General features: G+C 69.8%; 20 protein-coding genes and 1 pseudogene. 9 read left to right on the plus strand and 12 right to left on the minus strand.

Annotated elements, in window-relative coordinates:
• Positions 1-236: 236 nt before the first annotated feature.
• The 3 genes from ACN28I_RS32925 to ACN28I_RS32935 form a co-directional block, all read right to left on the minus strand.
• Positions 237-2,042: a hypothetical protein gene (locus tag ACN28I_RS32925; protein WP_420945867.1), complete on the minus strand. Its 1,806-nt coding sequence runs from the start codon at positions 2,040-2,042 to the stop codon at positions 237-239.
• A gap of 38 nt (positions 2,043-2,080) precedes the next feature.
• The gene (locus ACN28I_RS32930; RefSeq protein WP_420945868.1) at positions 2,081-2,428 is read right to left on the minus strand and encodes a hypothetical protein; all 348 of its coding nucleotides are present in this window, start codon (positions 2,426-2,428) and stop codon (positions 2,081-2,083) included.
• 68 nt (positions 2,429-2,496) lie between these two features.
• Positions 2,497-3,132, minus strand: coding sequence for a hypothetical protein (locus tag ACN28I_RS32935; RefSeq protein WP_420945869.1), 636 nt, complete (start codon positions 3,130-3,132; stop codon positions 2,497-2,499).
• Positions 3,133-3,461: 329 nt separating this feature from the next.
• Between ACN28I_RS32935 and ACN28I_RS32940 the strand changes: the two genes are divergently transcribed.
• From ACN28I_RS32940 to ACN28I_RS32955, 4 genes are all read left to right on the plus strand, one after another.
• On the plus strand, positions 3,462-6,308 hold the full coding sequence (locus ACN28I_RS32940; protein ID WP_420945870.1) for an FG-GAP-like repeat-containing protein: 2,847 nt from the start codon (positions 3,462-3,464) through the stop codon (positions 6,306-6,308).
• Between the two features lie 8 nt (positions 6,309-6,316).
• Positions 6,317-7,084 carry a hypothetical protein gene (locus tag ACN28I_RS32945; RefSeq protein WP_420945871.1) on the plus strand — a complete coding sequence of 256 codons (768 nt, stop codon included), beginning with the start codon at positions 6,317-6,319 and terminating at the stop codon, positions 7,082-7,084.
• 115 nt (positions 7,085-7,199) lie between these two features.
• Positions 7,200-8,966, plus strand: coding sequence for a GH3 auxin-responsive promoter family protein (locus tag ACN28I_RS32950; RefSeq protein ID WP_420945872.1), 1,767 nt, complete (start codon positions 7,200-7,202; stop codon positions 8,964-8,966).
• Positions 8,967-9,140: 174 nt separating this feature from the next.
• Positions 9,141-10,148: a Rieske 2Fe-2S domain-containing protein gene (locus ACN28I_RS32955; protein WP_420945873.1), complete on the plus strand. Its 1,008-nt coding sequence runs from the start codon at positions 9,141-9,143 to the stop codon at positions 10,146-10,148.
• A gap of 2 nt (positions 10,149-10,150) precedes the next feature.
• Here the strand turns inward: ACN28I_RS32955 and ACN28I_RS32960 are convergent, their stop codons facing one another.
• Positions 10,151-10,465 (minus strand): SDR family oxidoreductase, encoded by a 315-nt coding sequence (locus tag ACN28I_RS32960; protein ID WP_420948761.1) that lies wholly within the window; start codon positions 10,463-10,465, stop codon positions 10,151-10,153.
• A pseudogene (locus ACN28I_RS32965) lies at positions 10,413-11,054 on the minus strand (SDR family oxidoreductase); the annotation flags it as partial. The pseudogene ACN28I_RS32965 and the gene ACN28I_RS32960, both read right to left, overlap by 53 nt.
• 69 nt (positions 11,055-11,123) lie before the next feature.
• Here ACN28I_RS32965 and ACN28I_RS32970 point away from each other — a divergent pair.
• The 4 genes from ACN28I_RS32970 (at position 11,124) to ACN28I_RS32985 (ending at position 15,543) form a co-directional block, all read left to right on the plus strand.
• Positions 11,124-11,501, plus strand: coding sequence for a zf-TFIIB domain-containing protein (locus ACN28I_RS32970; RefSeq protein WP_420945874.1), 378 nt, complete (start codon positions 11,124-11,126; stop codon positions 11,499-11,501).
• 14 nt (positions 11,502-11,515) lie between these two features.
• On the plus strand, positions 11,516-11,671 hold the full coding sequence (locus tag ACN28I_RS32975) for a hypothetical protein (RefSeq protein WP_420945875.1): 156 nt from the start codon (positions 11,516-11,518) through the stop codon (positions 11,669-11,671).
• 205 nt (positions 11,672-11,876) lie between these two features.
• The gene (locus ACN28I_RS32980; RefSeq protein WP_420945876.1) at positions 11,877-13,529 is read left to right on the plus strand and encodes an ATP-binding protein; all 1,653 of its coding nucleotides are present in this window, start codon (positions 11,877-11,879) and stop codon (positions 13,527-13,529) included.
• 139 nt (positions 13,530-13,668) lie between these two features.
• On the plus strand, positions 13,669-15,543 hold the full coding sequence (locus tag ACN28I_RS32985; RefSeq protein ID WP_420945877.1) for an ATP-binding protein: 1,875 nt from the start codon (positions 13,669-13,671) through the stop codon (positions 15,541-15,543).
• Between the two features lie 97 nt (positions 15,544-15,640).
• On the opposite strand, the gene ACN28I_RS32990 is transcribed toward ACN28I_RS32985, so the two are convergent.
• A complete protein-coding gene (locus ACN28I_RS32990) occupies positions 15,641-16,855 on the minus strand; it encodes a tetratricopeptide repeat protein (protein ID WP_420945878.1) in 1,215 nt (404 codons plus the stop codon).
• Between the two features lie 360 nt (positions 16,856-17,215).
• Here ACN28I_RS32990 and ACN28I_RS32995 point away from each other — a divergent pair, with 360 nt between their 5' ends.
• The gene (locus ACN28I_RS32995; protein WP_420945879.1) at positions 17,216-17,749 is read left to right on the plus strand and encodes a GNAT family N-acetyltransferase; all 534 of its coding nucleotides are present in this window, start codon (positions 17,216-17,218) and stop codon (positions 17,747-17,749) included.
• Positions 17,750-17,761: 12 nt separating this feature from the next.
• On the opposite strand, the gene ACN28I_RS33000 is transcribed toward ACN28I_RS32995, so the two are convergent.
• The 6 genes from ACN28I_RS33000 to ACN28I_RS33025 form a co-directional block, all read right to left on the minus strand.
• Positions 17,762-18,712 (minus strand): hypothetical protein, encoded by a 951-nt coding sequence (locus ACN28I_RS33000; protein WP_420945880.1) that lies wholly within the window; start codon positions 18,710-18,712, stop codon positions 17,762-17,764.
• A 244-nt stretch (positions 18,713-18,956) separates the two neighbouring features.
• Positions 18,957-19,511, minus strand: coding sequence for a hypothetical protein (locus ACN28I_RS33005; protein WP_420945881.1), 555 nt, complete (start codon positions 19,509-19,511; stop codon positions 18,957-18,959).
• Complete coding sequence (locus ACN28I_RS33010) at positions 19,508-20,020, minus strand: hypothetical protein (RefSeq protein ID WP_420945882.1); 513 nt, start codon at positions 20,018-20,020, stop codon at positions 19,508-19,510. Before ACN28I_RS33010 ends, ACN28I_RS33005 begins: the two co-directional genes overlap by 4 nt.
• Positions 20,021-20,153: 133 nt before the next feature.
• Positions 20,154-20,885 (minus strand): hypothetical protein, encoded by a 732-nt coding sequence (locus ACN28I_RS33015; RefSeq protein WP_420945883.1) that lies wholly within the window; start codon positions 20,883-20,885, stop codon positions 20,154-20,156.
• A gap of 126 nt (positions 20,886-21,011) precedes the next feature.
• Complete coding sequence (locus ACN28I_RS33020) at positions 21,012-21,482, minus strand: SRPBCC family protein (RefSeq protein ID WP_420945884.1); 471 nt, start codon at positions 21,480-21,482, stop codon at positions 21,012-21,014.
• Between the two features lie 144 nt (positions 21,483-21,626).
• A complete protein-coding gene (locus ACN28I_RS33025; protein ID WP_420945885.1) occupies positions 21,627-22,853 on the minus strand; it encodes a hybrid sensor histidine kinase/response regulator in 1,227 nt (408 codons plus the stop codon).
• Positions 22,854-22,896: the final 43 nt, after the last annotated feature.

Below are 22,896 nucleotides of genomic sequence, written 5' to 3' on the forward strand. Positions count from 1 at the left end.
CCGTCCTTCCAGGGGGTGAAAGGGGAGCTACGGCCATGACGGTGGGCTACGGGTGGGGGTGCCCGCAGCCTCCCCATCACCGTCATGTGGGGAGCCTGCCATGTCGCTCTGTCCGACATGGGCTGGCTACCGGGTTCCTAGAATTTTGCGTTGAGTGCAGTATTAGCAGATATTCTCTGGAACGGGAACAGGACGGAGAGGTCGTGGTTTTCTTTTCTGGTGAGAAAAGCCGCTCCTCAGTCGTTCAGAAGCAGGGCTTCTAGCTCCGGCTCCTCGGGAGGGAACGCCACGCCGGGCTTGGAGTCGTCCGGATCAAACCCGTAGATGGAGTAGCCGGGGGGAGGGGGGCCGTCGTCGAGGCACATCACGACGCGAGGAGGGACGCCCACGCCGTCCCCATCCTTGTCGGGATAGAGGACGCGCCAGAGGAAGAGGGCGGGGTTGGTCTCGTCGCAGTCGTTGCCGTTGGCCTTGGTGGCGTAGGGAGCGGGGAGGGTGCTGCCCGTGCACACCTGGCCGGAGGCGGGGACGGTGCGGCCATCGCCGTCGGCGTCCACGTACTGGAAGGTGAGGCTCTGCCAGCTCGACGCATCGGTGGGGGCGCAGTCGGTGCCCTTGGCGGACTGGCCCGCGGGGAGGGCGCCGGCGGTGCAGAAGGTGGAGGCGGTGCCGGTGCCCACCCCGTCGCCGTCCTCGTCCACGTAGCCCTGGAGGCCCTGGTACACGTCCGCGCGGGTGTCGTCGCAGTCGTTGCCCTTGCCCGTGTTGGTGTAGCCCGGGGGCGGGGTGGCGCCGATGCAGAGGGAGCCGCTGGAGGCCACGGTATAGGTGTCCGCGTCGGCATCGCGGTACTGGTAGGTGAAGTTCACCCAGCGCGTGTCGTCCTCGGGATCGCAGTCGTTGCCCGTGGCCGCGTAGCCCGCCGGCCGGGTGGTGCCCGCGCACAGCGTCACGCTGGAGCCGGCGCCCACCCCGTCGTTGTCCGTGTCCGGGTAGAGGCTCCAGGAGGTGTGCGCCGCGGCGTTGGTGTCATCGCAGTCGACGGGGGAGGCCCACGAGGTGGAGTAGCCGGCCGGCAGGGCGGTGCCGCTGCACACCTGCCCCCACGGCGTGGCCTTCCAGAAACCGTCCTTGTCCTCGTCTCGCGAGGAGTAGTCCCTCATCGCCCAGAGCGTCCGGTCCTCCGGGGCGCAGTCGGTGCCGGAAGAGGAGTAGCCGGACTCCATGGGGGTGGTGGCGCAGCGCGCCTCCAGCGGCCCACGGCCGATGCCATCCCCATCGGTATCGCGGTACAGGTAGGCCGTCTCCCACCGGTCGGCGCGGGTGTCGTCGCAGTCCACGCGGGAGCCGGACGAGGTGGAGTAACCCGGGGGGAGCAGCGAGCCGGTGCACACCTGGCCGTTCGCGGGGACGGTGGCCCCGTCTCCATCCGCGTCCCGGTAGCTGTAGGTCATCAACTGGTAGCGCGCGGGGTCCGTGGGCGCGCAGTCCCGCGAGGCCCCGGAGTGGCCCGCGGGGATCGTGTTGCCGACGCAGAGCTGCACGGGCTCGCCGCCCTCGTACCCGTCCTTGTCTCCGTCCTTGTACAGCGAGAGGAGCCGCCAGAGCTGCGGGTTCGCGTCATCGCAGTCGGTGCCCGGGGTCTGCGTGTAGGCCGACACGTCCGGGCCGAGGCAGGTGCCGGCCGGGACCGCGGAGACCACGCCATCCCGGTCCGCGTCGGTGTAGTGGTTGCCTTCCACCCGGCGCCAGCGCGTGGCGTCCTGGGGCGCGCAGTCATCCGCCGTGGCCGAGGTGCCCGAGGGCGGGTTGTCCCCGGCGCAGAACCACTGCAAGGTGCCACTGCCGTGCCCGTCCTTGTCCTCGTCGCGGAAGGCCTCCACCCGCCGCCAGGCCAGGCGCGAGGTGTCATCGCAGTCCTCGCTGTCCGGCACGCCGTCCCTGTCACTGTCCTTGTTCGTCGACTCCACACCGGGCTCGTCGCAGCCGAGCTGCACGCCCCCGAGCGCCAGCGCGAGTGCCAGCCACATCCATCGCATCATGGTCTTCCCCTCCGTTGGGTCCGTGTCGGTGGGAAGGGCTAGCGGCGCGTGAGCTTGCAGCCCGTGACGTGGGGGGGCGAGAGGTTGGAGTGCCGCAGCTCGAAGTAGTACTGGCCCGGCTTGCTCATGGCCATGAACGCCATGCGCTCGCACGCGCGCAGGTACTGGTTGTAGGTCTCGGAGAGGTTGGCCCGGATCTCCAGGGTGCGGGGCGCCGCCTCGCCGCTCACGATGCCGGTGATCTTGAGCCAGTACGCGGTCTTGAGCTCGTAGCTGTCCACGGTCTCGAAGAGGAGGACATTCTCGGTGGACTGCGCGGAGGCGATGGAGAGCGGCGAGAGCGCGAGCAGAACGGTGGCGGCGGAAGCGAGCGTCTTGAGCGTCATGAGTGTGTTCCCCCCAAGTGGGTGCGTCACGCTTCCTCGCACCGGCCTGGGAGGAAGCGGGGGGCTGCCTATACCGCGAAACCGAGGGCCACGGCGAGCAGTCCGCCGAGTCCCGCGTACAGCGGAATGTTGCAGGCGAGGGTGATGCGGTTGATGCGGCGGAAGCGGGCCTGCTCCTCGTCGGCGAACCAGATGCCGTCTTCACCGGTGGTGTGCCCCTCCACCGCCTGGAAGAAGAGCGTGGCGTACATGACCTCGACGACGAGGGTCACCAGCACCAGGGCGATCAGCGACAGGGCCCACAGGTCCAGGCGCGAGGGAGGGCCGTCGCGGTGGAGCTGGTACCAGGAGAGGCCGCCGAGGACGAGGAAGATGCACAGCACGTCATGGCCGATGCCGTAGGGCGGCTTCCAGTTGTGGGAGACGTAGAGCATGTACATCTCGGCCACGCCGCGGACCCACATGCACGCGCCGAAGCTGCCGAGCACCAGCCGCAGGCCGGGGTGCAGGGTGGACTCGAGGGCCACCAGGGGACAGAGGAGGAACCAGAGGAAGATGGCGTAGAAGAGCCAGGCGAGCTTGGGCGGCGAGATGCGGCCGCCGCGAGCGGCCTGGACGTTCTGCCTGCGCCAGAAGGTGAAGCCGAGCAGGACGGACAGGCCCAGCAGGGCGAGGATGAGGAAGCGGGTGTGCGGGGAGAGCATCAGGGACGGCGCGGGCGGGGGGAGAGGTCAGGGTAGCGCAGGAGGTACCCGTCGCGAAGCCGGGGCAGGTGGTGCACCACGTGGCAGCCCACGTGGAGCGGAGCGGTGAGCAGGCGGCCGAGCCAGCCGAGGTGCACGCGAGCACGTCCCGCGGGGTGCGCCCCTGAGAGGTGCCCGGAGTTTGCAGTGAGGGGAGCGCACGAGGAGGGACGCATGAGAATCGTCGAGATGGTGGGCAGGCACCCGGGGGGACATGCAAGCCCCCCGCCCGTCCTGGACAGGGAGGCGGAGGGCGGGGCACTCTCGGTGCGCGCGTGGAGGCGCATTCCATGAGAGCTGAGCAGGCAGTGGCACACCCGGTGCCGGTGGGCACCGAGGTGCACACGGCGCCGCGCGTCGAGCGCTGGGGCTGGGTGTGGCCCCGGTGGAATGACGCGCGCATCCCCTTCGCGGCCATCCTCACGCTCTACGGCGTGCTGGGCTTCTCCTTCTTCGGCTTCAACCGCAACCCGTGGCAGATGCTGGCCATCGTCGCGAGCGGCAGCGCGCTGGACGCGGGCCTGGGCTGGCTGCTGCGCCGCGAGAAGGTGGTGCCGCTGAGCGGCTACATCTCGTGCTGCTCGCTGGCGCTGCTGCTCAACTACTCGCACTCGAGCTGGCTGCTGCTACTGCCGGTGTGGCTCACCATCGGCTCCAAGTACGTCCTCACGTACGAGGGCCGCCACGTCTTCAACCCGTCGATGTTCGGCGTGGCCACCTCGCTGCTCTTCACGCGCGAGCTCATCACCGCGGCCCCGGCCTACCAGTGGGCCAACGGAGAGGTGGCGCTCTCGGCCTTCATCGTCATGGCCGCGCTGGTGCTCTTCTTCTTCCGCGTGGGCCGCACCTGGCTGGTGCTGAGCTTCCTCTTCTTCTACGCGCTGCAGACGGCCCTGCGCGCGTACATCCTGCGCCACCACCTGCCGCCCGAGGTGCTCTTCCTCGGCACGCTGGGCGCACCGGCCTTCTTCATCTTCACCTTCTATATGATCACCGACCCGGGCACGTCGCCGAAGACGCCCCGGGCCCAGGTGCTCCTGGCGCTCGCCCTCACGCTGGTGGACCTGGTGCTCCACCTCAAGGAGAGCGTCTTCACCTTCTTCTACGCGGCCCTCACCTGTGCCACGGCGCGCTTCGTTTTCCTGCACGCGCGTGCGCTGTGGAAGCGCGGGCCTCGCGCGTACCTGGGCGCTGTCTTCTCGCCGGAGCCCTTGAAGCGCCTCGGAGCGGTGGGAGGGCTCGGGGCCGCACTGGCCGCGGGGTACTTCCTCGTCGTGGCGCCCTCGGTGCAGTCGCGCCCGCTGCCCTTCCACATGGAGCAACTGGAGGCCTCGCACACGGGGCTCGGCTCGACGATGGGGGACGTGCTGTTGAACGTGGACCCGCGCGTGCTGCACGTGGCCAAGTGGGTGCTGAGCGTGGGCGACGCGGTGGCCGCCGGGGACTTCGACGGCGATGGGAAGGTGGACCTCTTCCTCACGAATCCGCTCAAGTCGGACGCGCACCGTGCCGCGCTCTACCGCAACCTGGGGGACCTGCGCTTCGAGCGCGTGAAGGTGCCCGCCCTGGAGCACATCGCCGCGAGCTACACCACCGAGGGTGCGGCCGCCGGTGGCACCTTCGTGGACTACGACGGTGACGGGGACCAGGACCTGGCGGTGGCGGTGGCCTTCGGACCGTCGAAGCTGCTGCGCAACCTGCTGCGCGAGACGGGCACCGCCTCGTTCGAGGACGTCACCACGCGGGCCGGAGTGGGAGACCACTCGGTGAGCATGGCCGTCACGCTGCTCGACTTCGATCGGGACGGGCACCTGGACCTCTTCGTGGCGAACGCGCTCACCACGCACCTGCCGGACTACGCCACGCCCACCCCGTTCAACTTCTTCAAGCTGCCGCCGCCCGAGTACCCCGGGGACCGGCGCATGCTGCGCTTCTTCCACAACGGCTGGCACAACGCCGACAACGGCGGCCTCAACGTGCTCTACCGCGCGCGGGGCGATGGCACCTTCGAGAAGCTGGACTCGGTGGCGCTGGGGCTGAACGAGACGCGCTGGTCGCTCGCCGTGAGCACGGTGGACCTGAACCAGGACGGGTGGACGGACCTCTACCTCGCCAACGACTTCGGCCCGGACGAGCTCTACCTCAACGAGCAGGGCAAACGCTTCCGCCGGGTGGTGGGGAAGCTGTTCGGGGAGATCGGCAAGGACACGTACAAGGGGATGAACTCCACCGTGGCGGACTTCGACCGCAACGGGTGGCTGGATGTCTACGTGTCCAACGTGCACCACTCGCTGCAGGCCGAGGGCAGCCTGCTGTGGATGACGTACCCGGGGAAGGACACGTTCGTCCCCGAGCTCAAGGACGAGGCGACGTTCCGCGGTGCGCTCAACGAGCGGCGCTTCGGCTGGGGCGCGGCGGCGGGGGACCTCGACAACGACGGGTGGCCCGACATCGTGCAGGCCAACGGGCACATCGACGACCGGTTGGATCACCTCTACGACTCGGGCCGCAAGGACTACTGGTACGTCAACCACAAGCTGATGCAGTCCGGCCCCGAGATGCACACGTACGCGGACAAGTGGGGCGACATCCGTGGACGCACCATCTACCCGAACGAGCCGCGCCGCGCGTACCTGAACCTCGGCGACGAGAAGCCCGGCCACTTCATGGACGTGGCGAAGGAGCTGGGCCTGGATGACCCGGACAACTCGCGCGGCGTGCTGCTCGCGGACCTGGACAACGACGGGGACCTGGATGCCGTCATCTCCAACCAGCACGGACCCGCGTCCGTCTACCGCAACACCCTGCGAGATGGCGCGGGCAAGGACGCGGCGCACTTCGTGGGCCTCTCCCTGGTGGGAGATGGGGAGCGCACGGCGCGGAGCGCGGTGGGCACGCGTGTCGTCGTGTCCTACGAGGAGGGCGGCCGGCGCGTGGAGCAGGTGCGCGAGGTGGGGCTGATGGGAGGCCTCAGCGCCTCGGCGGATCCGCGCCTGCACTTCGGGCTCGGCAAGCATGCGGGCCCGGTGACGGCCTCGATTCATTGGTACGGCGGCGAGGTGCAGACCGTGCAGCTCGACGCCGACCGTTACCATGTCCTCTCGCAGCCCGCCGTCACCGCGGCAGCGGATAGATAGGGAGTCCGATGTTCTCCGCATTGAAGGGCGCCACCGTTTCGCGCGAGTCGCTCACCGAGCACCAGCGCGCGCAGATGCTCGCGCTGATGCAGGTGTGCTACGCGGGCGTCAGCGCCGAGCGTTTCACGCGGGACCTGTCCGACAAGCAGTATGTGATTCTCCTGACCGCGAGGCGCTCGGGGGAGCTGGTGGGCTTCAGCACCCTGCGCGTCTCCGAGGAGCAGGTGGGGGGGCAGGCGGTGGAGGTCGTCTTCTCGGGCGACACCGTCATCCACCCGGACTACTGGGGACAGAAGGAGCTGCAGGTACGTTTCGGGCACTTCATGATGGCGCGCAAGCTGCGCCGCCCGACGCGCCCGTTGCTCTGGTTGCTGCTGAGCGCGGGGTACAAGACGTACCTGCTGGCGGTGAACCACTTCCCGCGCACCGTGCCGCGCCACGACTGGGAGGCACCGCCGGAGCGGGTGTCGTTCCTGCGCGCGCTGGCCGGACGCTGGTTCGGCGAGCAGTACGACGGGACGAAGGGGACGGTGCGCTTCGCGGGCACGCACTACCGGGTGCGGGACGGAGTATCGCCGATCGACCGGGAGGCGGCGGCACACCCGCACATCGCCTTCTTCGCGAGAAACAACCCCGCGCACGTAGACGGAGAAGAACTGGTGTGCCTGGCAGAGATCCGCGCGAGGGACCTGCTGTGGGCGCTGACGGAGCTGACGATGAAGCAGGTGCGCCTGTGGACGCGCCGGGGTCTGAAACTGATCGGTGTGAGGGCATGAGCCCATATCCCCTCTCCCTCCGGGAGAGGGACGGGGTGAGGGTGTCTCGCCCCCCAGGTTGAACCCGTGTGAATCCCCTCTCCCTCTGGGAGAGGGTCAGGGTGAGGGTCAATCGATGTCCATGCTGTTGACCTCGCGGAGGATGTTGTCGGGGCTGATGGCGGCCCAGGCGCCCTCGGCGCTGCTGTTCCACCGAGCGCTCGAGCGTCCCGAGCAGGCCCAGTCGGAAAACCTGTCCCGCATCCTCCAGGCCACGAGGGACACCACCCAGTCCACGAGAGTCCCGGGCTTCGCCCGGCTCCGCACCGCGCGCGAGTTCCAGGACGCGGTACCCATCTCGACGCCGGACTCGGTGTTGCCAGACATCGAGGCGCTCAAATCGGGAACGCCGCGCGTCCTCACCCGCGAGCCGGTGAGCCGCTTCGAACCGTCCGGAGGCTCCTCGGGAGCGTCCAAGTACGTGCCCGTCACGCGGGGACTGCTCGACGAGTTCCACCGCGCACTGGCGCCCATGCTGTTCGACCTGCTGCACGCGCGCCCCGCGGTGCGCGAGGGCCCGAGCTACTGGTCCATCTCGCCGATCGGGCGCAAGCAGGGGCGCACCGCCGGGGGGATTCCGGTGGGGAGCATGGAGGACTCGGCGTATTTCCCGCGCTTCTTGCAGCCGGTGCTCTCGCGTGTGTTCGCCGTGCCGGGGACGGTGGCGCGGCTGCCCGATGTCGAGTCGTGCCGGTATGTGACGCTGTGGTTCCTCGTGGCCTGTGAGGAACTGGCGCTGCTGAGCGTGTGGAACCCGAGCTTCCTCACGCTGCTCATGGACGCACTGGAGCGGCATGGAGAGCGCCTGGCTGATGATCTGGAGCGCGGGGTGTGCAGGCCTCCTCGGGGACTCGGTGGGGCGCACAGTGGAGAGGACAGGGACGGGCACCCTCACCCCGACCCTCTCCCGGGGGGAGAGGGAGGAGTGGGCGGAGTGGGTGGGGGATGCGTGGACGCGGTACTCTCCGGGATGCGGTTTTCTCCCCGGCCCGAGCGGGCCCGCGTGCTTCGCGAGGCACTCCGCTCCGGGCTCCAGGGGCGCATGCTCTGGCCCAGGCTCGCGCTGCTCAGCATGTGGACCGATGCCCAGGCCGCGCACTCCGTCGCTCCCGCGCGCCGCCGCTTCCACGGTGTCGAGGTCCAGGGCAAGGGACTGCTGGCCACCGAGGGCGTCGTCACGCTGCCCCTCTTCGGCGCTCCGGCCCCCGTGCTCGCCGTCCGCAGCCACTTCTTCGAGTTCCTCGACCCCGAGCACCCCGAGGCGCGTCCCCGGCTCGCGCACGAGCTCGAAGCCGGGCGCACCTACTCCGTGCTCCTCTCCACCTCCGGCGGCCTGCTGCGCTACCGCATCGGCGACCTCGTCCGTGTCGAGGGCTTCCACCACGCCACGCCCTGCCTGCGCTTCCTGGGCCGGGCCGATGCCGTGAGTGACCTCGTCGGAGAGAAGCTCGCCGCCACCCGCGTCTCCACCGTGCTCGAGGCCCTGCTGCCCACGGTGCTCGGCGGGGAGCGCCCGCCCTTCGCCATGGTGGCCCCCGAGTGGGAGCCCCACGGCCCACCGTCCTACCGGCTCTTCCTCGAGACCGGGGTGCCCGATTCACGCCTCCACGAGGCCGCCCAGGCGCTCGAGCGTGCCCTGTGCGAGGGCTACCACTACCGCTATGCCCGCGAGCTCGGCCAGCTCGGGCCCGTGAGCGCCCTCCGCGTCACCGAGGGCTCCCGCCGCTACGAGGCCCGCTGCATCGCGCTCGGCCAACGTGCCGGGGACATCAAACCCACCGATCTTCATCGCCAGGCCGGCTGGTCCGCCTGGTTCTCCCAGCAAGGACCGAAGCAGCCATGAGGAACCCGCTCGACGCCCAGAGCCTCGCGCTCGTCACGACGCCCGCCGTGGACCTCGAGGCCGAGGCCGATCTCACCCGGTGCGGCGCCCTCAAGGACTTCTGGTACGTCGCCTGTCTCTCCGCCGCTCCCCCAGGGCAAGCCGCTGGCGCGCACCATTTTCGGCACCCACCTCGTGCTCTTCCGCGACGAGCACGGACGGCCCGCCGCCCTGCGTGACCGCTGTCTGCACCGCAACGCGCGCCTGTCCGCCGGAGACGTCTTCCACGGCCGCATCGGCTGCCCGTACCACGGCTGGACGTATGACGCCTCGGGCGCGGTGGTGGAGGTGCCGTCACTCGGGCCCAACCAGTGTGGCGAGGCGCTCGATGCCCAGGGCCACTCGCGCGCGGGCCTCCAGGTGCGCCCGTGCGATCTCGGGAAGCTGCAACGCTTCGACACGCTGGAGCAGGACGGGCTCGTCTACGTCTTCATGGGCGGAGACGCCAGGCGCGCCCGGCGCCCCGCCTTCCGCGTGCCGTACTGGGGCCAGCCCGGATGGACCGTGTACTTCATGGTCACGCGCTTCCCCAACGGGGTGACGAACCTCGTGGAGAACTTCATGGACGTGCCGCACACCGTCTTCGTGCACAAGGGGTGGTTCCGCAACCCGGCGCGCAAGCGGGTGCCGGCCACCGTGAAGCGCTCGGATGGCAGCGTGCTCGTCACGTACCAGCAGGAGAACGACACCGTCACGGGGCTGGGCCGCATCTTCAATCCGGGGGGCCTGCCCATGGTCCACACGGACCATTACTTCATCCCCAACATCACCCGCGTGGATTACATGTGGGGCGAGCGCAGCGGCTTCGCCATCAACTCGCAGGTGACGCCCATCGGCCCCACGGACAGCCTCGTCTACACGGCCATCAGCTACCGGCTCCCGTTTGATCTACCGCGTGCGCTGGTGGCCCGGGCCCTCATGCCGCTGGTGCGTTGGTACACCACGCAGGTCATCCGGCAGGACGTGGACATCATGGGGGTGCAGCGCGAGGGCCTGATCAACGGACCCGGAGGCGGCGTCTTCTCCGGCACCGAGGCGGACCTGCTCCACGCGGACATCGAGTCCTACCGCCGCTGGCTGCTCGAGGGCGGACACGGCGCCGGCCCCGGTGACGAGGAGCGCGGCATCGTCTTCTGGATTTGAGCCTACATCTGCGCCAGCGCGTCCGGCGATTCGGGGAGGACCTGCCCACCATCCACGATGAGCGTCTGCCCGGTGATGTAGCCGGCCTCGCGGCTGGCGAAGAACAGGGCGGCATGGCCGATATCCTCGACCTCCCCCAGCTTGCCGAGCGGCACCGCCGCCGCCATGCCCTTCATGTATTCCGGCCCTAGTTTCTCGAGGCCTTCGGTCACGATGTTCCCGGGCAGCACGGCATTGACCGTGATGCCGTATTTCGCGAGCCTCCATGCTGGCGGTGCGCATGAAGCCCAGTTGCCCGGCCTTGGTCGCGCCGTAATGAGTCCAGCCGGGAAAGCCGGTCACCGGGCCTGTGATCGAAGAGGTGATGACGATGCGCCCCTGGCCCGACTTCCTCAGATAGGGGGTGCAGGCCTTGACCGAGAGGAAGGTGCCCTTGAGGTTGGTCGCCATCACCTCGTCCCAGGTCTCCGGCGACATGTCCTCCATCTTCACCTGCGGGAAGACGCCGGCGTTGGCGCACAGCACGTCGATTCCTCCATGGAGCTCGGCCGCCGCCCTGGCCATCTTCTCCATGTCATCGAGTCTGCTCACATCGGCGGAAAAGCCGCTGGCCGTGCCACCGGCCGCGACGAGTTCCCGCGCCGCCGTCTCGGCCGCCTCGAGATCGCGCCCGACCACCAGCACCTTGGCGCCGTGCCGCGCGAAGACCCGGGCGATCCCCTTGCCGATGCCCTTGCTGGCGCCGGTGACGATGACCGATTTTCCCTTGAGCGATTCCGCCAACATGATGCGTGTCCTCCGATTCTCGTTTCCCTCGCGGGATTCGCCAGTGATGCGGCCTTGCCCACCGGCTCGTGCATTGTCTACACCGAAGAGGTCGCGAAGCTGAAGTACGCCCTTCTCCATCCGCTCCAGGATGGCTTCGCGCGCTCCGCGATGGGCTGGGTGCCGAGCCTTGATACTGTAGGAGCCACCATGAACTGCCCACGTTGCGACAAGGTGATGACCCAGGTGCACCCCGAGGGGGCCGAGGCCCAGCAGTGCCCCCAATGCGAGGGGCACTGGCTCGAGGGGGACGACTTGCGGCGGGTGGAGTCGACCGTGAACGTGCGGCTCTTCGAGTGGCGCAAGCTGCCCTCGCAGGAGGTGCAGGTGCGCGAGCTGCCCTGCCCCCGGTGCCGTCCCCGCGCCGTCATGAAGAAGGTGCGCAGCGAGCGCGACCAGCACGTGCTGCTCGACGTGTGCGAGCGCTGCCACGGCGTGTGGCTCGATGGGGGCGAGCTGCGCGCCATTCAAGAGATGGGTTTCGTGGCCGCGGTCGCCGACGCGGTGCGGTTCATCACCCAGAAGTGACGGAGGCGATGGCCGTGGATTCCTCCAGCCTCACCGCCTCGTCCCCGGCGGCCCCGTCCGCCGTTGATTCGAGCGTGCGCCGGCGCCTGCTCTCCATCTTCGGCGGCTCGGTGGGCAACGTCTCCCTCTTCGGCGGTACGGCCGTGAGACGTGGTTCTTCTGGTACGTGACGGGCTGCATCTTCTGCTCGCTGCTCGTGTACGTCTTCATGCGCGACACGCGGCAACACCACCGCTTCGACTGAATCGTGGTGGGTGTGTGCGGCGGAGTGGGCGAGCTTCAGCCGCGCTACTCCGTTTGTGTTGATGGACACACCGGCCGAGTGTCGGCCTGTCCACAGTGGGTGCCTGGGCCACTGCCGCATTCCGGGAGGTGATGCAAATCAAGACGGACATGTTGCCCCCCGGTCTCTTGTACGAAGAGAAGCGCCTGCAGGCCCTTCAGCGCTACGACATCCTCGATACGCTTCCCGAGTCCGAGTACGACGACATCGTCCAGCTCGCGGCACAGCTCTGCGGGGTGCCCATCGCGCTCATCAGCCTGGTGGATCGGGACCGGCAGTGGTTCAAGGCGAAGGCGGGCCTGCCGGGCGTGAGCGAGACGGAGCGCTGTGTCTCCTTCTGCACCGTCGCCATCGAGCGCGAGCACGTGCTCGTCATCGAGGACGCCTCCCAGGACGCGCGCTTCTCCGCCAACCCGCTGGTGACGGGGGCGCCCTTCATCCGCTTCTACGCCGGGGCTCCCATCCAGTCCGAGGATGGTTTCACCCTGGGCACCCTGTGCGTCATCGATCGCGAGCCCCGCGTCCTGGGCGAGGAGCAGCGCCGCAACCTGCTCGCGCTCAAGCGGCAGGTGGAACTGCTGCTGAAGCTGCGCCTGCAGGTGAAGCAGACCGAGGCGCGCAACCGCCAGTTGCTGGAGTCCTCGGGTGATGCCGTCTTCCTGCTCGACGAGGCGGGACGGGTCCTCGAGCTCAACCCGGTGGCCGAGCGGCTGCTGGGGCGCGGCGCCTCGGAGTTGCCCGGCGCCTCCTTCGAGTCGCTCGCTCCGGAGAACGAGCGCGAGCCGTTGCGCCAGTCACTCCAGGCCCTGCTCTCGCGAGGCACCGTGCGCCTGGCGAACCAGGGGCTGTGCACCGCGCGGGGCGAGCGGATCTCCCTGGATTTCGCCGCCTCGCTCCAGGAGGTGGGCTCCAAGCGGCGCCTGCTGCTCGTGGGGCATGATCTCACCGAGAAGCGGCGGTTGGAGCAGCAGAGCATCCAGAATGACCGGCTGGCCTCGGTGGGGGCGCTCGCGGCGGGCATCGCCCACGAAATCAACAACCCCATGGCCTACGTGCTCTCCAACCTGGGCTACCTGCAAGGCTGGCGGGAGGACCTGGAGCGGCAGTTGGCGGGGATGCCCGGCTGCCCCTCGCATCTGGCGGATCTGCTCGTGGAGGCCAAGGAGGTGCTCTCCGAGTCACTGGATGGGTGCAAGCGCGTCCGGGACATCGTGCGCGACATGAGCTTCTTCTCGCACGCGCCGGACAACGCGCTGGCGCCGGTGAACGTCAACGCGAGCCTCGACTTCGTGCTGCGCATGGCCCACTCCGAGCTCAAGCGCACCGCGACGCTGGAGAAGGACTACGACGGCGGGCTGCCGCCGGTGTTCGCCTGCGAGAGCCGGCTCAGCCAGGTGTTCCTCAACCTGGTCATCAACGCCCTCCAGGCCATGCAGCCCGGCTCGCCGCAGCGCCACACCCTGCGCGTGCGCACCACGCGCGAGGGAGGCTTCGTGCGCGTGGACGTGTCGGACTCCGGCCACGGCATTCCTCCCGAGGTGCTGCCGCGCATCTTCGATCCCTTCTTCACCACCAAGCCGGCCGGTGTGGGCACCGGGCTCGGGTTGTCCATCAGCCACTCGCTGGTGCAGAAGATGGGCGGGGAGCTGCGCGTGCGCAGCGAGCAGGGCATGGGCACGACCTTCTCCCTGCTGCTCCCCCTGGGCGAGCACGCCGCCGAGCCGAGGACGGTGCTCGCCTCTTGAGCAGGGGAGTGGCCTGTCCGTTCTCCTTCCAGCACCGGGTTGCGGCATAGTTCGCGGCCAGGCAACCCGGGAGAAGATGATGCCGAGCGAGGACACCGGGGGGGGCGGAGACAGCAGGGGAGTGGAGCGGCGCGGGTGGATGGCTCGGCTCGTCGGGTTCCGAGCGCGGCTCGTGCACCGGCTGGATGCGTTCATCCCGGAGCCCCTCCTTCGGGGCCCCGCGCTGGAGTTGAGCCGGGCCCGGATGGTGGTCGCGTTGAGCTTGTGCATGTCCGGGGGCTCCGTGGTGTTCACCGGGCTCCTGCAATTCACCCCGTACGTCTGGCGCCTGGGGGGGCCGAGCGCGCTGTCCGGTGTGTTCTTCCTGGGGTTGCTGGCGCTGCTGCGCTGGCGCGCCTCGCCCCGCATTCCGGCGCTGTTGCTGTGCGGCTTCCTGTGGGCGGCGATCCTCGCCACCTCCCTCTCCCTGGACATGCTGGCCATGGCCACGCATGCCGCGAGCGTGCTGGTCCCGGTCATGTCCGTCTACCTGCTGGGGTGGCGGCTCGGGCTGGGCTTCTCCGTGCTCTGCATCCTGACGCCGCTCGTCTTCTACCCGCTGGGCACCTCCCGCCCGGGCTTGAGTGCCATGGAGTGGTCGACGGGCATCTTCACGGCCATCTTCATCGTGCTCGGCTGGGCGGTGACGTCCTTGTTCCTGGCCTTCCGCACCGAGGCGCACGCGACGCTCGAGCAGGCCCGCAGGACGCTGCACCAGAACGAGGGCGAGCTGTCCTCCCTCATCGAGAGCACCGATGACGTCGTGTGCTCCCTGGACGTGAAGGGGCGGCTGCTCACCGCCAACCAGTCCGCCAGGCACTACTTCCAGCGCATCTTCGGCGGAGAGATTCCCCCCGGCGGCTTCATCTTCAGCACGCTGCCCGCCGAGCAGCAGGAGCGCTGGAAGGAGCGGCTCGCGCGGGCCCAGGAAGGCCACCGCCTGAAGGAGGAGGTGAGCCTCCCGGCTCATGGCGAGCGCGACAAGATGGTGGACCTGGAGCTGACCGTCAGCCCCGTGTGGGGCGAGCAGGGCGAGGTGGCGAAGCTCACCGTCTTCGGGCGGGACGTCACGGATCGCAAGGCGGCCGAGGCGCGGCTGAGCGAGCTGCACCGCGGGCTGGTGGACGCCTCACGCCAGGCGGGCATGGCGGAGGTGGCCACGGGCGTGCTGCACAACGTGGGCAACACGCTCAACAGCGTGAATGTGTCGGCCAGCCTCGTGGCCGAGCGGATCCGCACCCTCCGGGTGTCCAGCCTGGAGAAGGCCGTGCAGTTGCTGCGCGAGCACGAGGCGGAGCTGAGCACCTTCCTCACCGAGGACCCCCGGGGCCGGCAGTTCCCGGCCTACCTCGAGGCGCTCACCACCCAGCTCATCCAGGACAAGGAGGCCATCCTCGCGGAGCTGCAGGCGCTGTGCGACGGCGTGGAGCACATCCGCATCGTCGTCGGCATGCAGCAGCAGTACGCGCGCTTCTCCGGGGTGGTGGAGCAGGTGTCGCTGCCCGACATCATCGACGGCGCGCTGCGCCTGCAGGCCGCCTCCTTCGGGCGCGCGGGCATCGAGGTGCGGCGCGAGTACGCCGCCGTGCCGCACATCTGGGTGGACCGGCACAAGCTGCTTCAAATCCTGCTCAACCTGCTGAGCAACGCGCGCTACGCGGTGAAGGAGAGCGGCCGCCTGGATGGATGTCTGACGATCCGCGTGGTGTCCGGTGAGGCGGGGCGGCTGTGCATCATCGTCACCGACAACGGCGTGGGCATCGCGCCCGAGCACGTCCCGCTCCTCTTCACCCACGGCTTCACCACGAAGAAGGACGGGCACGGCTTCGGGCTGCACACCAGCGCGCTCGCCGCCGAGGAGCTGGGCGGCTCGCTCTCCTGTGTGAGCACCGGCCGCGGCCAGGGCGCCACCTTCACCCTCGAGCTTCCCATTCGCAAGGAAGAGGCCCGCGAGGAGGGCGCGGCGGCACGGTAGGGAACCCGGGGGGCGTGGCACCCTCACCCCGTCCCTCTCCCGGAGGGCGAGGGGAGGGGGGCGCGGTGGGACTCGTTTGGCGGGGGCCTTCTTCGGGTTACTTCTGGCTCGGTTTGGTCGAGGACATGGGCTTGAGCTCGCCCTTCAGGATGGAGACGACCATCTCCCGCGTCTCGTCGTAGGACGGCTCGCCGTTGAAGAAGCCATAGGTGTCGTGCGCGCCGTCCGGGTGGTAGCCGTCCAGGTGGAACAGGCGCGGGCCCTCCGGGTCCTTCTCCCGCGCGAACGCGTTGGTGTAGGCGTAGGAGCCCAGCGAGATGACGTACGTGGGCCTCTCCTGGTCCGGCGCGTACATCTGGAACTCGTAGCGCTTGGCCCAGTCCCCCTCCAGCGCGAAGTTCTCCACCACCATCACGTTGCGGCCCCCCTCCTGGAACTGATCCCTCACGAAGTAGTCCCTGTCCACCTTGCCCGCCTGGTGCAGCAGCAGCAGCGCCTCACGCTCGGCGTCCCGCTTCTCCTCGTTCCCCAGCGCCTGGTGAAGCTGCACCAGCTTGGCCCGCGTCCTCCAGTCGTCCGGCTCCAGGTCCGCCGCCTTCTGGAAGCGCTCCAGCGCCGCCGCCGCGTCGCCCCGCAGTTGCAGCAGTTGCCCGGCGTTGTAGTGCGCCATCGCGAACTCCGGCTCGTACTCGCGCGCCTTCTCGTAGGCCTCCAGCGCCTCGTCCGGCCTGCCCTGGTCCATGGCCAGCAGCCCCACGACGAAGAGCGCCTGCGCGTTCCTCGGCTCCAGCGCGAGCGTCTTGTCGAGCGCCGCGCGCGCCTCCGCCGGTTTGTCGAGCTGCAGGTAGAGCGTCCCCAGCAACTGCCAGTAGCGGCCCTGTCCGGGCTCCAGCTCGGTGGCGCGCGTGGCGTGGGCCAGGGCGGCCTCGGCCTGGTTCCGGCCTCCGAGGAGGAAGGCCTTGATGTAGTGGGACTCGGCCTGATCCGGCGCGAGCGTGAGCGCCTGCTCCGCCTCCGCGAGGGCCTTCTCCTCCCGTTGCAGGTAGAAGGCCGTGCGCGCCAGCCAGCCGTGGAGCCGGGCATCCTCGGGGCTCTCCTTCAGCCTCGCCTGCAGCTCGCGTGAGAGCTCCTCCAGGTCCGTGAGGGTGGACTCGCGCTCCGGCCCCCGGAGGCCCTGCCGGGCCCGCTCCAGGCGCGCCTCGGTGGCCTCCGCCATGCTCCCGGAGGCGGTGGAATGGGCCCGGCCCGCCGTGCAGCCGGCGACGGCGAGGAGCAGGGCGAGCACGCCCCCCAGGAGGTGGAGTCTTGGCATCCCCGAAGCATGAGATGCCGGACGCATCTCTCGCAAGCGCGCTCGACCCTCGCGGGGCCCGGTAGCAGACTCGCCTCATGTCAGCCACGTCTCTTCCGGTTCAGGACCCTCGCGTGCTCGCGCGGCGCATCGAGAATGCCCAGGCGGAGCAGATCGACCGGACGCCCATCTCCTCCCGGCAGGGAGTCCCCGCGCTCCGCGTCGCCGGGGGACGGGCCTTGTACCTCGGGCCGCGCTCGCCCTTCTCGGCGGCGATCGGCGTGGGGCTCGACGGCATGGTGGGCCTGGCGGACCTCGATCGCATCGAGGAACTGCTGGGGCAGGGGGGCGGCGCCGTCCGCATCGAGCTCAATCCCTTCTGTGAGCCCTCGCTCGCCGCGAAGCTGGGCGCCCGGGGCTACCGGGTGGAGCGCTTCCTCCAGGTCTGGTTCCGGGCCCCCGCGCCCGTGCCGCCGCCGGCCGCTCCGGGGGTGGAGGTGCGGCCGCTGCGTCCGGGCGAGGAGCGGCGCTGGTCCGAGCTTCTTCCTCGCCTACCTGGGGCGGCCCGCCTCGTCCGAGCTGGAGCTGTCCGGTGGCCTGGGCATCGTCCGCACGCCGGGCAATACCTGCTTCCTGGTGCTCCAGAATGGCGAGCCCCGGGGCGTGGGCGTGGTCTCGGTGACGGACGGCGTGGCCCTGCTGTCCGCGGATGGGGTCGTTCCGCTGTACCGCGGGCAGGGGCTCCAGCTCGCGCTCATCCACGCGCGGATGGCCTGGGCCGCCGAGCGGGGCGCCGATGTGGTGACCGCCTCCACCGAGCCGGCGACGGCCTCGCAGCGCAGCTATGAGAAGGCGGGCTTCCGCTGTGCCTACCCGAAGCTCGTCATGGTGCGGCCGACCCTCGCGTCGTACTGAGGGGCGCGGACCTCAGGCCAGGGCCATCTCGAAGCCCGTCCGCCCCGCCGGGAAGTGATCGCGCGCCACGCTGGCCGGCGTCACCGCGTACAGGTGGAAGTCCAGCTTGCGCTGGAAGAAGCCCTCCAGCGCCGGCGCGAGCGGATCCTCCTCGCCCAGGTAGAGGGAGAAGAAGTGGTAGCCCCTGCCGTGGTGGTCCGCGTACACCTGCTCCACCAGCGCGCGCAGGATGGCCGGGTCCTCTCCCGCCACGCTCGTGTTGCACAGGTAGAAGTAGCGGAAGTCGTTGCCCGGCTCCGGCAGCCTCGGCGCGCGCAGCACCGTGGCCATCGCGTCGTAGCCCCACTTCACCCACCGCATCGAGCCCCGGTACGCCATCACCCGGTAGCGCTTCACCGCCTCCGGATCCCACGCCGTGGTGCACCCCACCAGCTTCCCGCCCTTGTCGAAGGCCACGTAGCTGCCCTCCACGCTCATCCCCGGCCAGCGCTCCAGCCGGTGCCGCAGCTCCCCCAGGTCGTACCGGTAGCCGAAGGGCCGGGTGCGGTGGTCCGCGTCCAGCATCGCCTCCATGGCCGGGATGTCCCCGGGCGTGGCGCGCCGCACGTGGAAGCGGCTGGAGCCGGGTTGGCGGCGGCGGGTGAAGTGCACCGACACCGCGGAGAAGCGGCGCAGCAGGGCGTAGTGCGGCTGGGCCTCGCGCCGCTTCTTGCGCTTCACCAGCGCCTGCAGCGCCGCCGAGTTGCTGGCCATCACCGCGGTGAGGAACGCCTCCACGCCCAACCGCTGGGCCGTTTCCTCCAGCACCGGGCCGTAGAAGCGCGCCAGGCCCCGGCTCCGCCTCGCCGAGAAGCGCGTGCGCAGGTCTCCGAGGTAGCCCACCCGGCACGGCCGCCCTTCCAGCCAGCCGTCCCTCACGAGGATGGCTCCCATTCCGTCCAGGCCGTCCTCCACCTCGTTCACCCAGAAGCTCCGTCTCCCCTCGCTGCATCTCGTAGAGCCGGAAGAAGTCCGGCGAGCGCTGCGTGGCCAGCACCAGCTCACCCTGCATCGGCACCGCGCCGAACAGCTCCAACAGTTGGGGATTGTCTTCACGCTTCGCGCGGCGGAGGAGGCTCATGCGGCGCCCAGCGTATGCGAGCCGGGCCCGCGGTGGCGGGGCGCATGGTGGGCCCTGGTCGTATGGGGAGCGGCCAGGGGAGGGGAGTCAGGGTTTCAGCAGGCCATCGTGGATGGCCGTATTGCGTGCATCGTGCACGACTCCCTGGATGCGGCCCGAGTCCGGGAAGAGCTTCTCCGCCAGCTCGCTCAGCTCCAGCGCCTTCTTCAGCGACTCCTTCGTCCGCTCGTGCACCCAGGAGCGCATCAGTCCCGCCCACGCGTCTTCCAGCGTCTTCAGGGCCCGGGCCGCGCCTTCCTCATACAGCGGCGTGGCCTTCTCGGAGGCATTGCGGATGGTGTCCAGGAAGTAGCCCAGCTCCACCACGGCGGCCGCCTCCCGCCCCGAGACCTCGACGGCCTGCTCCAGCAGCCTCTGGATTTCCACGAACGCTTTTTCGGCATCCACCCCCGGCTCGTCCGTCAGTTGGAGCAGCCGGCCCAGCTCCAGCAGCGCCGGGGTCAACGTGGGGCACTCCGCCAGCAGCTCGCGATAGCGCCTCACCCGCTCCGGCCGGGAGGATTCCGCGCTTCCGCCCTGCCGCGCCTCGCGAAGCCTTCCGAGCAGTTCCTCGACAGTGGGGGGCAAGGGCGTCTTCGTCATTGCACCTTCTCCATCAACCGCTCCTGCTGCTCGATGAGCTTCTCGGCCAGCTTCAACTGGGACTGCGTCGCCAGGGTGAAGTCCCTGCGCTCCAGCAACTGTTTGATCCGGAAGAGGGTGAAGTCGCGAAGCTGCGAGGGAAAGTCCGCCACCCGCTGCAGCGTCGCCGGTACCTGCCCCAGCCGCGTGTTGAGCAGCGTGATGCGCTCGAGCATCCTCGCCGCGACCTGCTGGGTGATGAGTCCCGCCGCCGCCGACTCGGCGATCAGCGCCTGCGCCTCCACGAACTGCCCCTGCGCGATCATCGCCCAGATGCGCGCCGAGACCGTCCCGCCCTTGCTCCGCGTCTCCTCCGTGGACGCGTCCGCTCCGCACGCCCCCTCGTCGCCCCGGGCACACTCCACCCGAATCCCGCTCGCGGGCTCCGCCCTCCCCACGGCCTCTCCATGCCCACACCCGGTGGCGCACAGCAGCATCCAGACGCCTGGCAGGGCCTTCCAGGTAGGCACGGTCCACCCCCATTGGAGCTAAACAGGCTTATTCCGGAATTTAGCCACGGATGGATGTCGGGTGTCAAGTTGTAACCTGACACGTCGGCTGACTCCAGGGGTGATTCCGTGCCACCCGCCCTCCGCCGTCACCTCAGAAGGCGTAGCCGATGGAGAAGGAGAGCACCGGCAGGTGCACGTACCGCTCGAACGTCCTGTCCAGCTCGCCCTCCGCCAGGCGCGAGAAGACATTGACGAGCAGCGGCTGGCTCGGCTCGAACTGCGGCTCCACCCGCGTGTTGGAGTCCAACGTGAAGGCCGCTCCCAGCGCCGTGCGCGCCGTCCACCCCGAGCCCAGCCCCCAGCGCCAGCCCACCTCCACGTCCACCATGTGCAACACCGAGCGCACCCGGTACTCGCGCAGCAGCGACTCCTCGCCCTCGGGCGGCTCGATGCCGATGAGTGACGCCAGGACGTCCTCGGCACTCACCTCACCGCCGAGCGCCACCAGTCCGTAACCGCCCTCCACGTACAGGCCCGCTCCCGCGAAGGGTCTCCACCCCACGTGCGTCCGCCACACCAGCGAGTTCTTCAGCGCGTTCTCGATGAGGTCCGCCTCGTTGCGGCTGTACGCGTCCAGCTCCACCGCCACGTCGTTCACCAGTCCCACGTACGCCGCCGGCAGGTAGCCCAGTGAGGTCGACAAGCGCAGCCTCCACGGGGACTCCACTCCCAGCCTCCCGCCCACCGACAGCGGGAAGTCCGTGGTCGCCTCCACCGTGATGTCCCAGCCGTGGCGGCCCTGCTTCTCCTCGGCCCGGGCCTGCGCTCCCGTCACCAGCCCCGCGAGCACCAGCAGCGCGCTCATTCCGCTTCGTGCCTTCATCGGTCACCCCCCTCGCCTCGCTCGGGGCACGGTGGGCATGTGCCGCGGGCTTCGCCATGCGGCCAGAGGGCACGCTGGCTGGCACGGCGGCACAGCGGCCGGGCAGGCTCACGGGGGGTGTCGGCTCTACGGTGTCTGTTTCTCCACGTACGTCTTCAGGCCGCCGCTTCCCATCAGCGCGCGCCAGCCCTCGCGCAGCCGGGGACTCGTGTTCTCGTCCACCCGCCCGAAGATCGCGTCCTCCACCCGCACCACCGTCGCGCCTCCCTCTTCCTTCAACGTCAGGCGCGCCGTCGTCGTCGCGGGTCCTCCAAACGCGGGCGTCAGGTGTCCCGCCAGCTCCAGCACCGCCGGCGGCTCCACCACCAACACCGTGTACCAGAGCGCCCCCGCCTCGTTGCCCCAGTCCTCGTACATCCGGCCCCCGGGACGCGCCTCGATGATGAAGCCCTTCGGCTCCCGGCCCACGTAGAAGTCCTTCGGCCACCACTGGCCCGTCTCCTCCACCAGCGCCTTCCACACCCGCTCCCGCGGCGCGGAGATCGTCACCTCCACCTCCACCCGTGCCAGTCCCACTCCGATCGAGGCCTGCGTCATGTGTCCTCCTCCTGATTCCGCCGTCTACCACCCTCCCCGGAGCCGGTGCTCACCCGCCGGGGACTCTCGGGACCCGTGCGTGGCGCGGCAGTCGTCACGTGAACGGCACCCGCTGGGGCCAGCGGGTCTCCGGCGGCTCACGCATCATGGCGGGGACCTCCGCCGTCCTCCCCTGGAGCCGAGCACGGGAAGCTCGACGGTGAAGGTGGAGCCCCGTCCCGGAGCGCTCTCCACCTCGATGCGGCCGCCCAGGGCCTCCAGCACCTCATGGGTGATGAAGAGGCCCAGGCCCAGGCCGCCGTAGTGCCGCTCGGACACGCCCCGCTCGAAGCGCCCGAAGATGCGCCCGCGCACCTCCTCGTTCATGCCGATGCCCTCGTCGCGCACCGTCAGCCGGGCCCACCCCTCGCGCTCCTCCAGCCGCAACAGCACCGGCCCGCCGGCGCCGAACTTGAGGGCGTTGGACAGCAGGTTGGCCACCACCTGCTCCAGCCGCAGCACGTCCCACTGGCCCAGCACCCGGGCGGGGGCTTCTATCTCCACCGCGCACCCCGCGCGCACCGCCTGGATCTCGAAGCCGGCCGCCACGTCGCGCAGGATGGCCGCCAGGTCGACGTCCTGCTCGAGGCGCAGGGGGAGCCGGCCGCGGGTGATGCGCGTGGCGTCCAGCAGGCTGTCCACCAGCGACGTCATCCGCCGCACCTGTCCGCGCGCCACCTCCACGTGCCCGCGCAGCCGCGCCACGTCCGGCGTCTCCGTCTCCAGCCCCTGCCTCATCAACTGCAGGCGCAGGGCCAGCGGCGTCAGCGGCGTCTTCAGCTCATGGCTGGCCACCGAGAGGAACTCGTCGCGCAGGCGCACCGCCTCGCGCAGCTCCACCACCAGCCGCTCGCGCTCCGCTTCCACCCGCAGGCGCCGGTCCTCCAACACCTCGCGCTCCCGCTCCCGCAGCTCGGTCTGCTGGCGCCGCAGCGCCTCGCGCTCCCGGTGCAGCTCCACGAAGACGCGCACCTTGGCGCGCAGAATCTCCGGCTCCACCGGCTTGCGCAGCCAGTCCACCGCGCCAATCGCGTACGCCAGCGTGTGCTCCTCGGGGGGCGCGCCCGTGAGGAAGATGAGCGGCACGTGGCCCTGCACCGCGTGCTCGCGCAGCAGCCGCGCCGTCTCGAAGCCGTCCAGGCCCGGCATCCGCACGTCCATGAGCACGAGCGCGAACTCCTCGTCCTCGATGCGGTGCAGCGCTTCCTCTCCCGAGCCGGCCTTCACCAGATGCAGCGCGAAAGGCTCCAGGTGGCGCTCCAATGCCACCAGGTCAGCGGGCTGATCATCCACCAGCAGAACGCTGGTGCGCGGCGCTTCCCCTGCTTGCACGGCACCTCCCACGAACCCGGGTATTCCGCCGTATCACGAAAGA

Source organism: Archangium gephyra (genome assembly GCF_049060025.1).
In the GTDB taxonomy this organism is placed as follows: Bacteria; Myxococcota; Myxococcia; order Myxococcales; family Myxococcaceae; genus Archangium; species Archangium gephyra_A.

Excerpts from the sequence above, each read along its gene's own strand:
- ACN28I_RS32925 (WP_420945867.1), bottom strand. The coding sequence starts at position 2,042 with ATGATGCGATGGATGTGGCTGGCACTCGCGCTGGCGCTCGGGGGCGTG.
- ACN28I_RS32930 (WP_420945868.1), bottom strand. The coding sequence starts at position 2,428 with ATGACGCTCAAGACGCTCGCTTCCGCCGCCACCGTTCTGCTCGCGCTC.
- ACN28I_RS32935 (WP_420945869.1), bottom strand. The coding sequence starts at position 3,132 with ATGCTCTCCCCGCACACCCGCTTCCTCATCCTCGCCCTGCTGGGCCTG.
- ACN28I_RS32940 (WP_420945870.1), top strand. The coding sequence starts at position 3,462 with ATGAGAGCTGAGCAGGCAGTGGCACACCCGGTGCCGGTGGGCACCGAG.
- ACN28I_RS32945 (WP_420945871.1), top strand. The coding sequence starts at position 6,317 with ATGTTCTCCGCATTGAAGGGCGCCACCGTTTCGCGCGAGTCGCTCACC.
- ACN28I_RS32950 (WP_420945872.1), top strand. The coding sequence starts at position 7,200 with ATGTCCATGCTGTTGACCTCGCGGAGGATGTTGTCGGGGCTGATGGCG.
- ACN28I_RS32970 (WP_420945874.1), top strand. The coding sequence starts at position 11,124 with ATGAACTGCCCACGTTGCGACAAGGTGATGACCCAGGTGCACCCCGAG.
- ACN28I_RS32980 (WP_420945876.1), top strand. The coding sequence starts at position 11,877 with ATGCAAATCAAGACGGACATGTTGCCCCCCGGTCTCTTGTACGAAGAG.
- ACN28I_RS32985 (WP_420945877.1), top strand. The coding sequence starts at position 13,669 with ATGGCTCGGCTCGTCGGGTTCCGAGCGCGGCTCGTGCACCGGCTGGAT.
- ACN28I_RS32990 (WP_420945878.1), bottom strand. The coding sequence starts at position 16,855 with ATGCCAAGACTCCACCTCCTGGGGGGCGTGCTCGCCCTGCTCCTCGCC.
- ACN28I_RS33005 (WP_420945881.1), bottom strand. The coding sequence starts at position 19,511 with ATGACGAAGACGCCCTTGCCCCCCACTGTCGAGGAACTGCTCGGAAGG.
- ACN28I_RS33015 (WP_420945883.1), bottom strand. The coding sequence starts at position 20,885 with ATGAAGGCACGAAGCGGAATGAGCGCGCTGCTGGTGCTCGCGGGGCTG.
- ACN28I_RS33020 (WP_420945884.1), bottom strand. The coding sequence starts at position 21,482 with ATGACGCAGGCCTCGATCGGAGTGGGACTGGCACGGGTGGAGGTGGAG.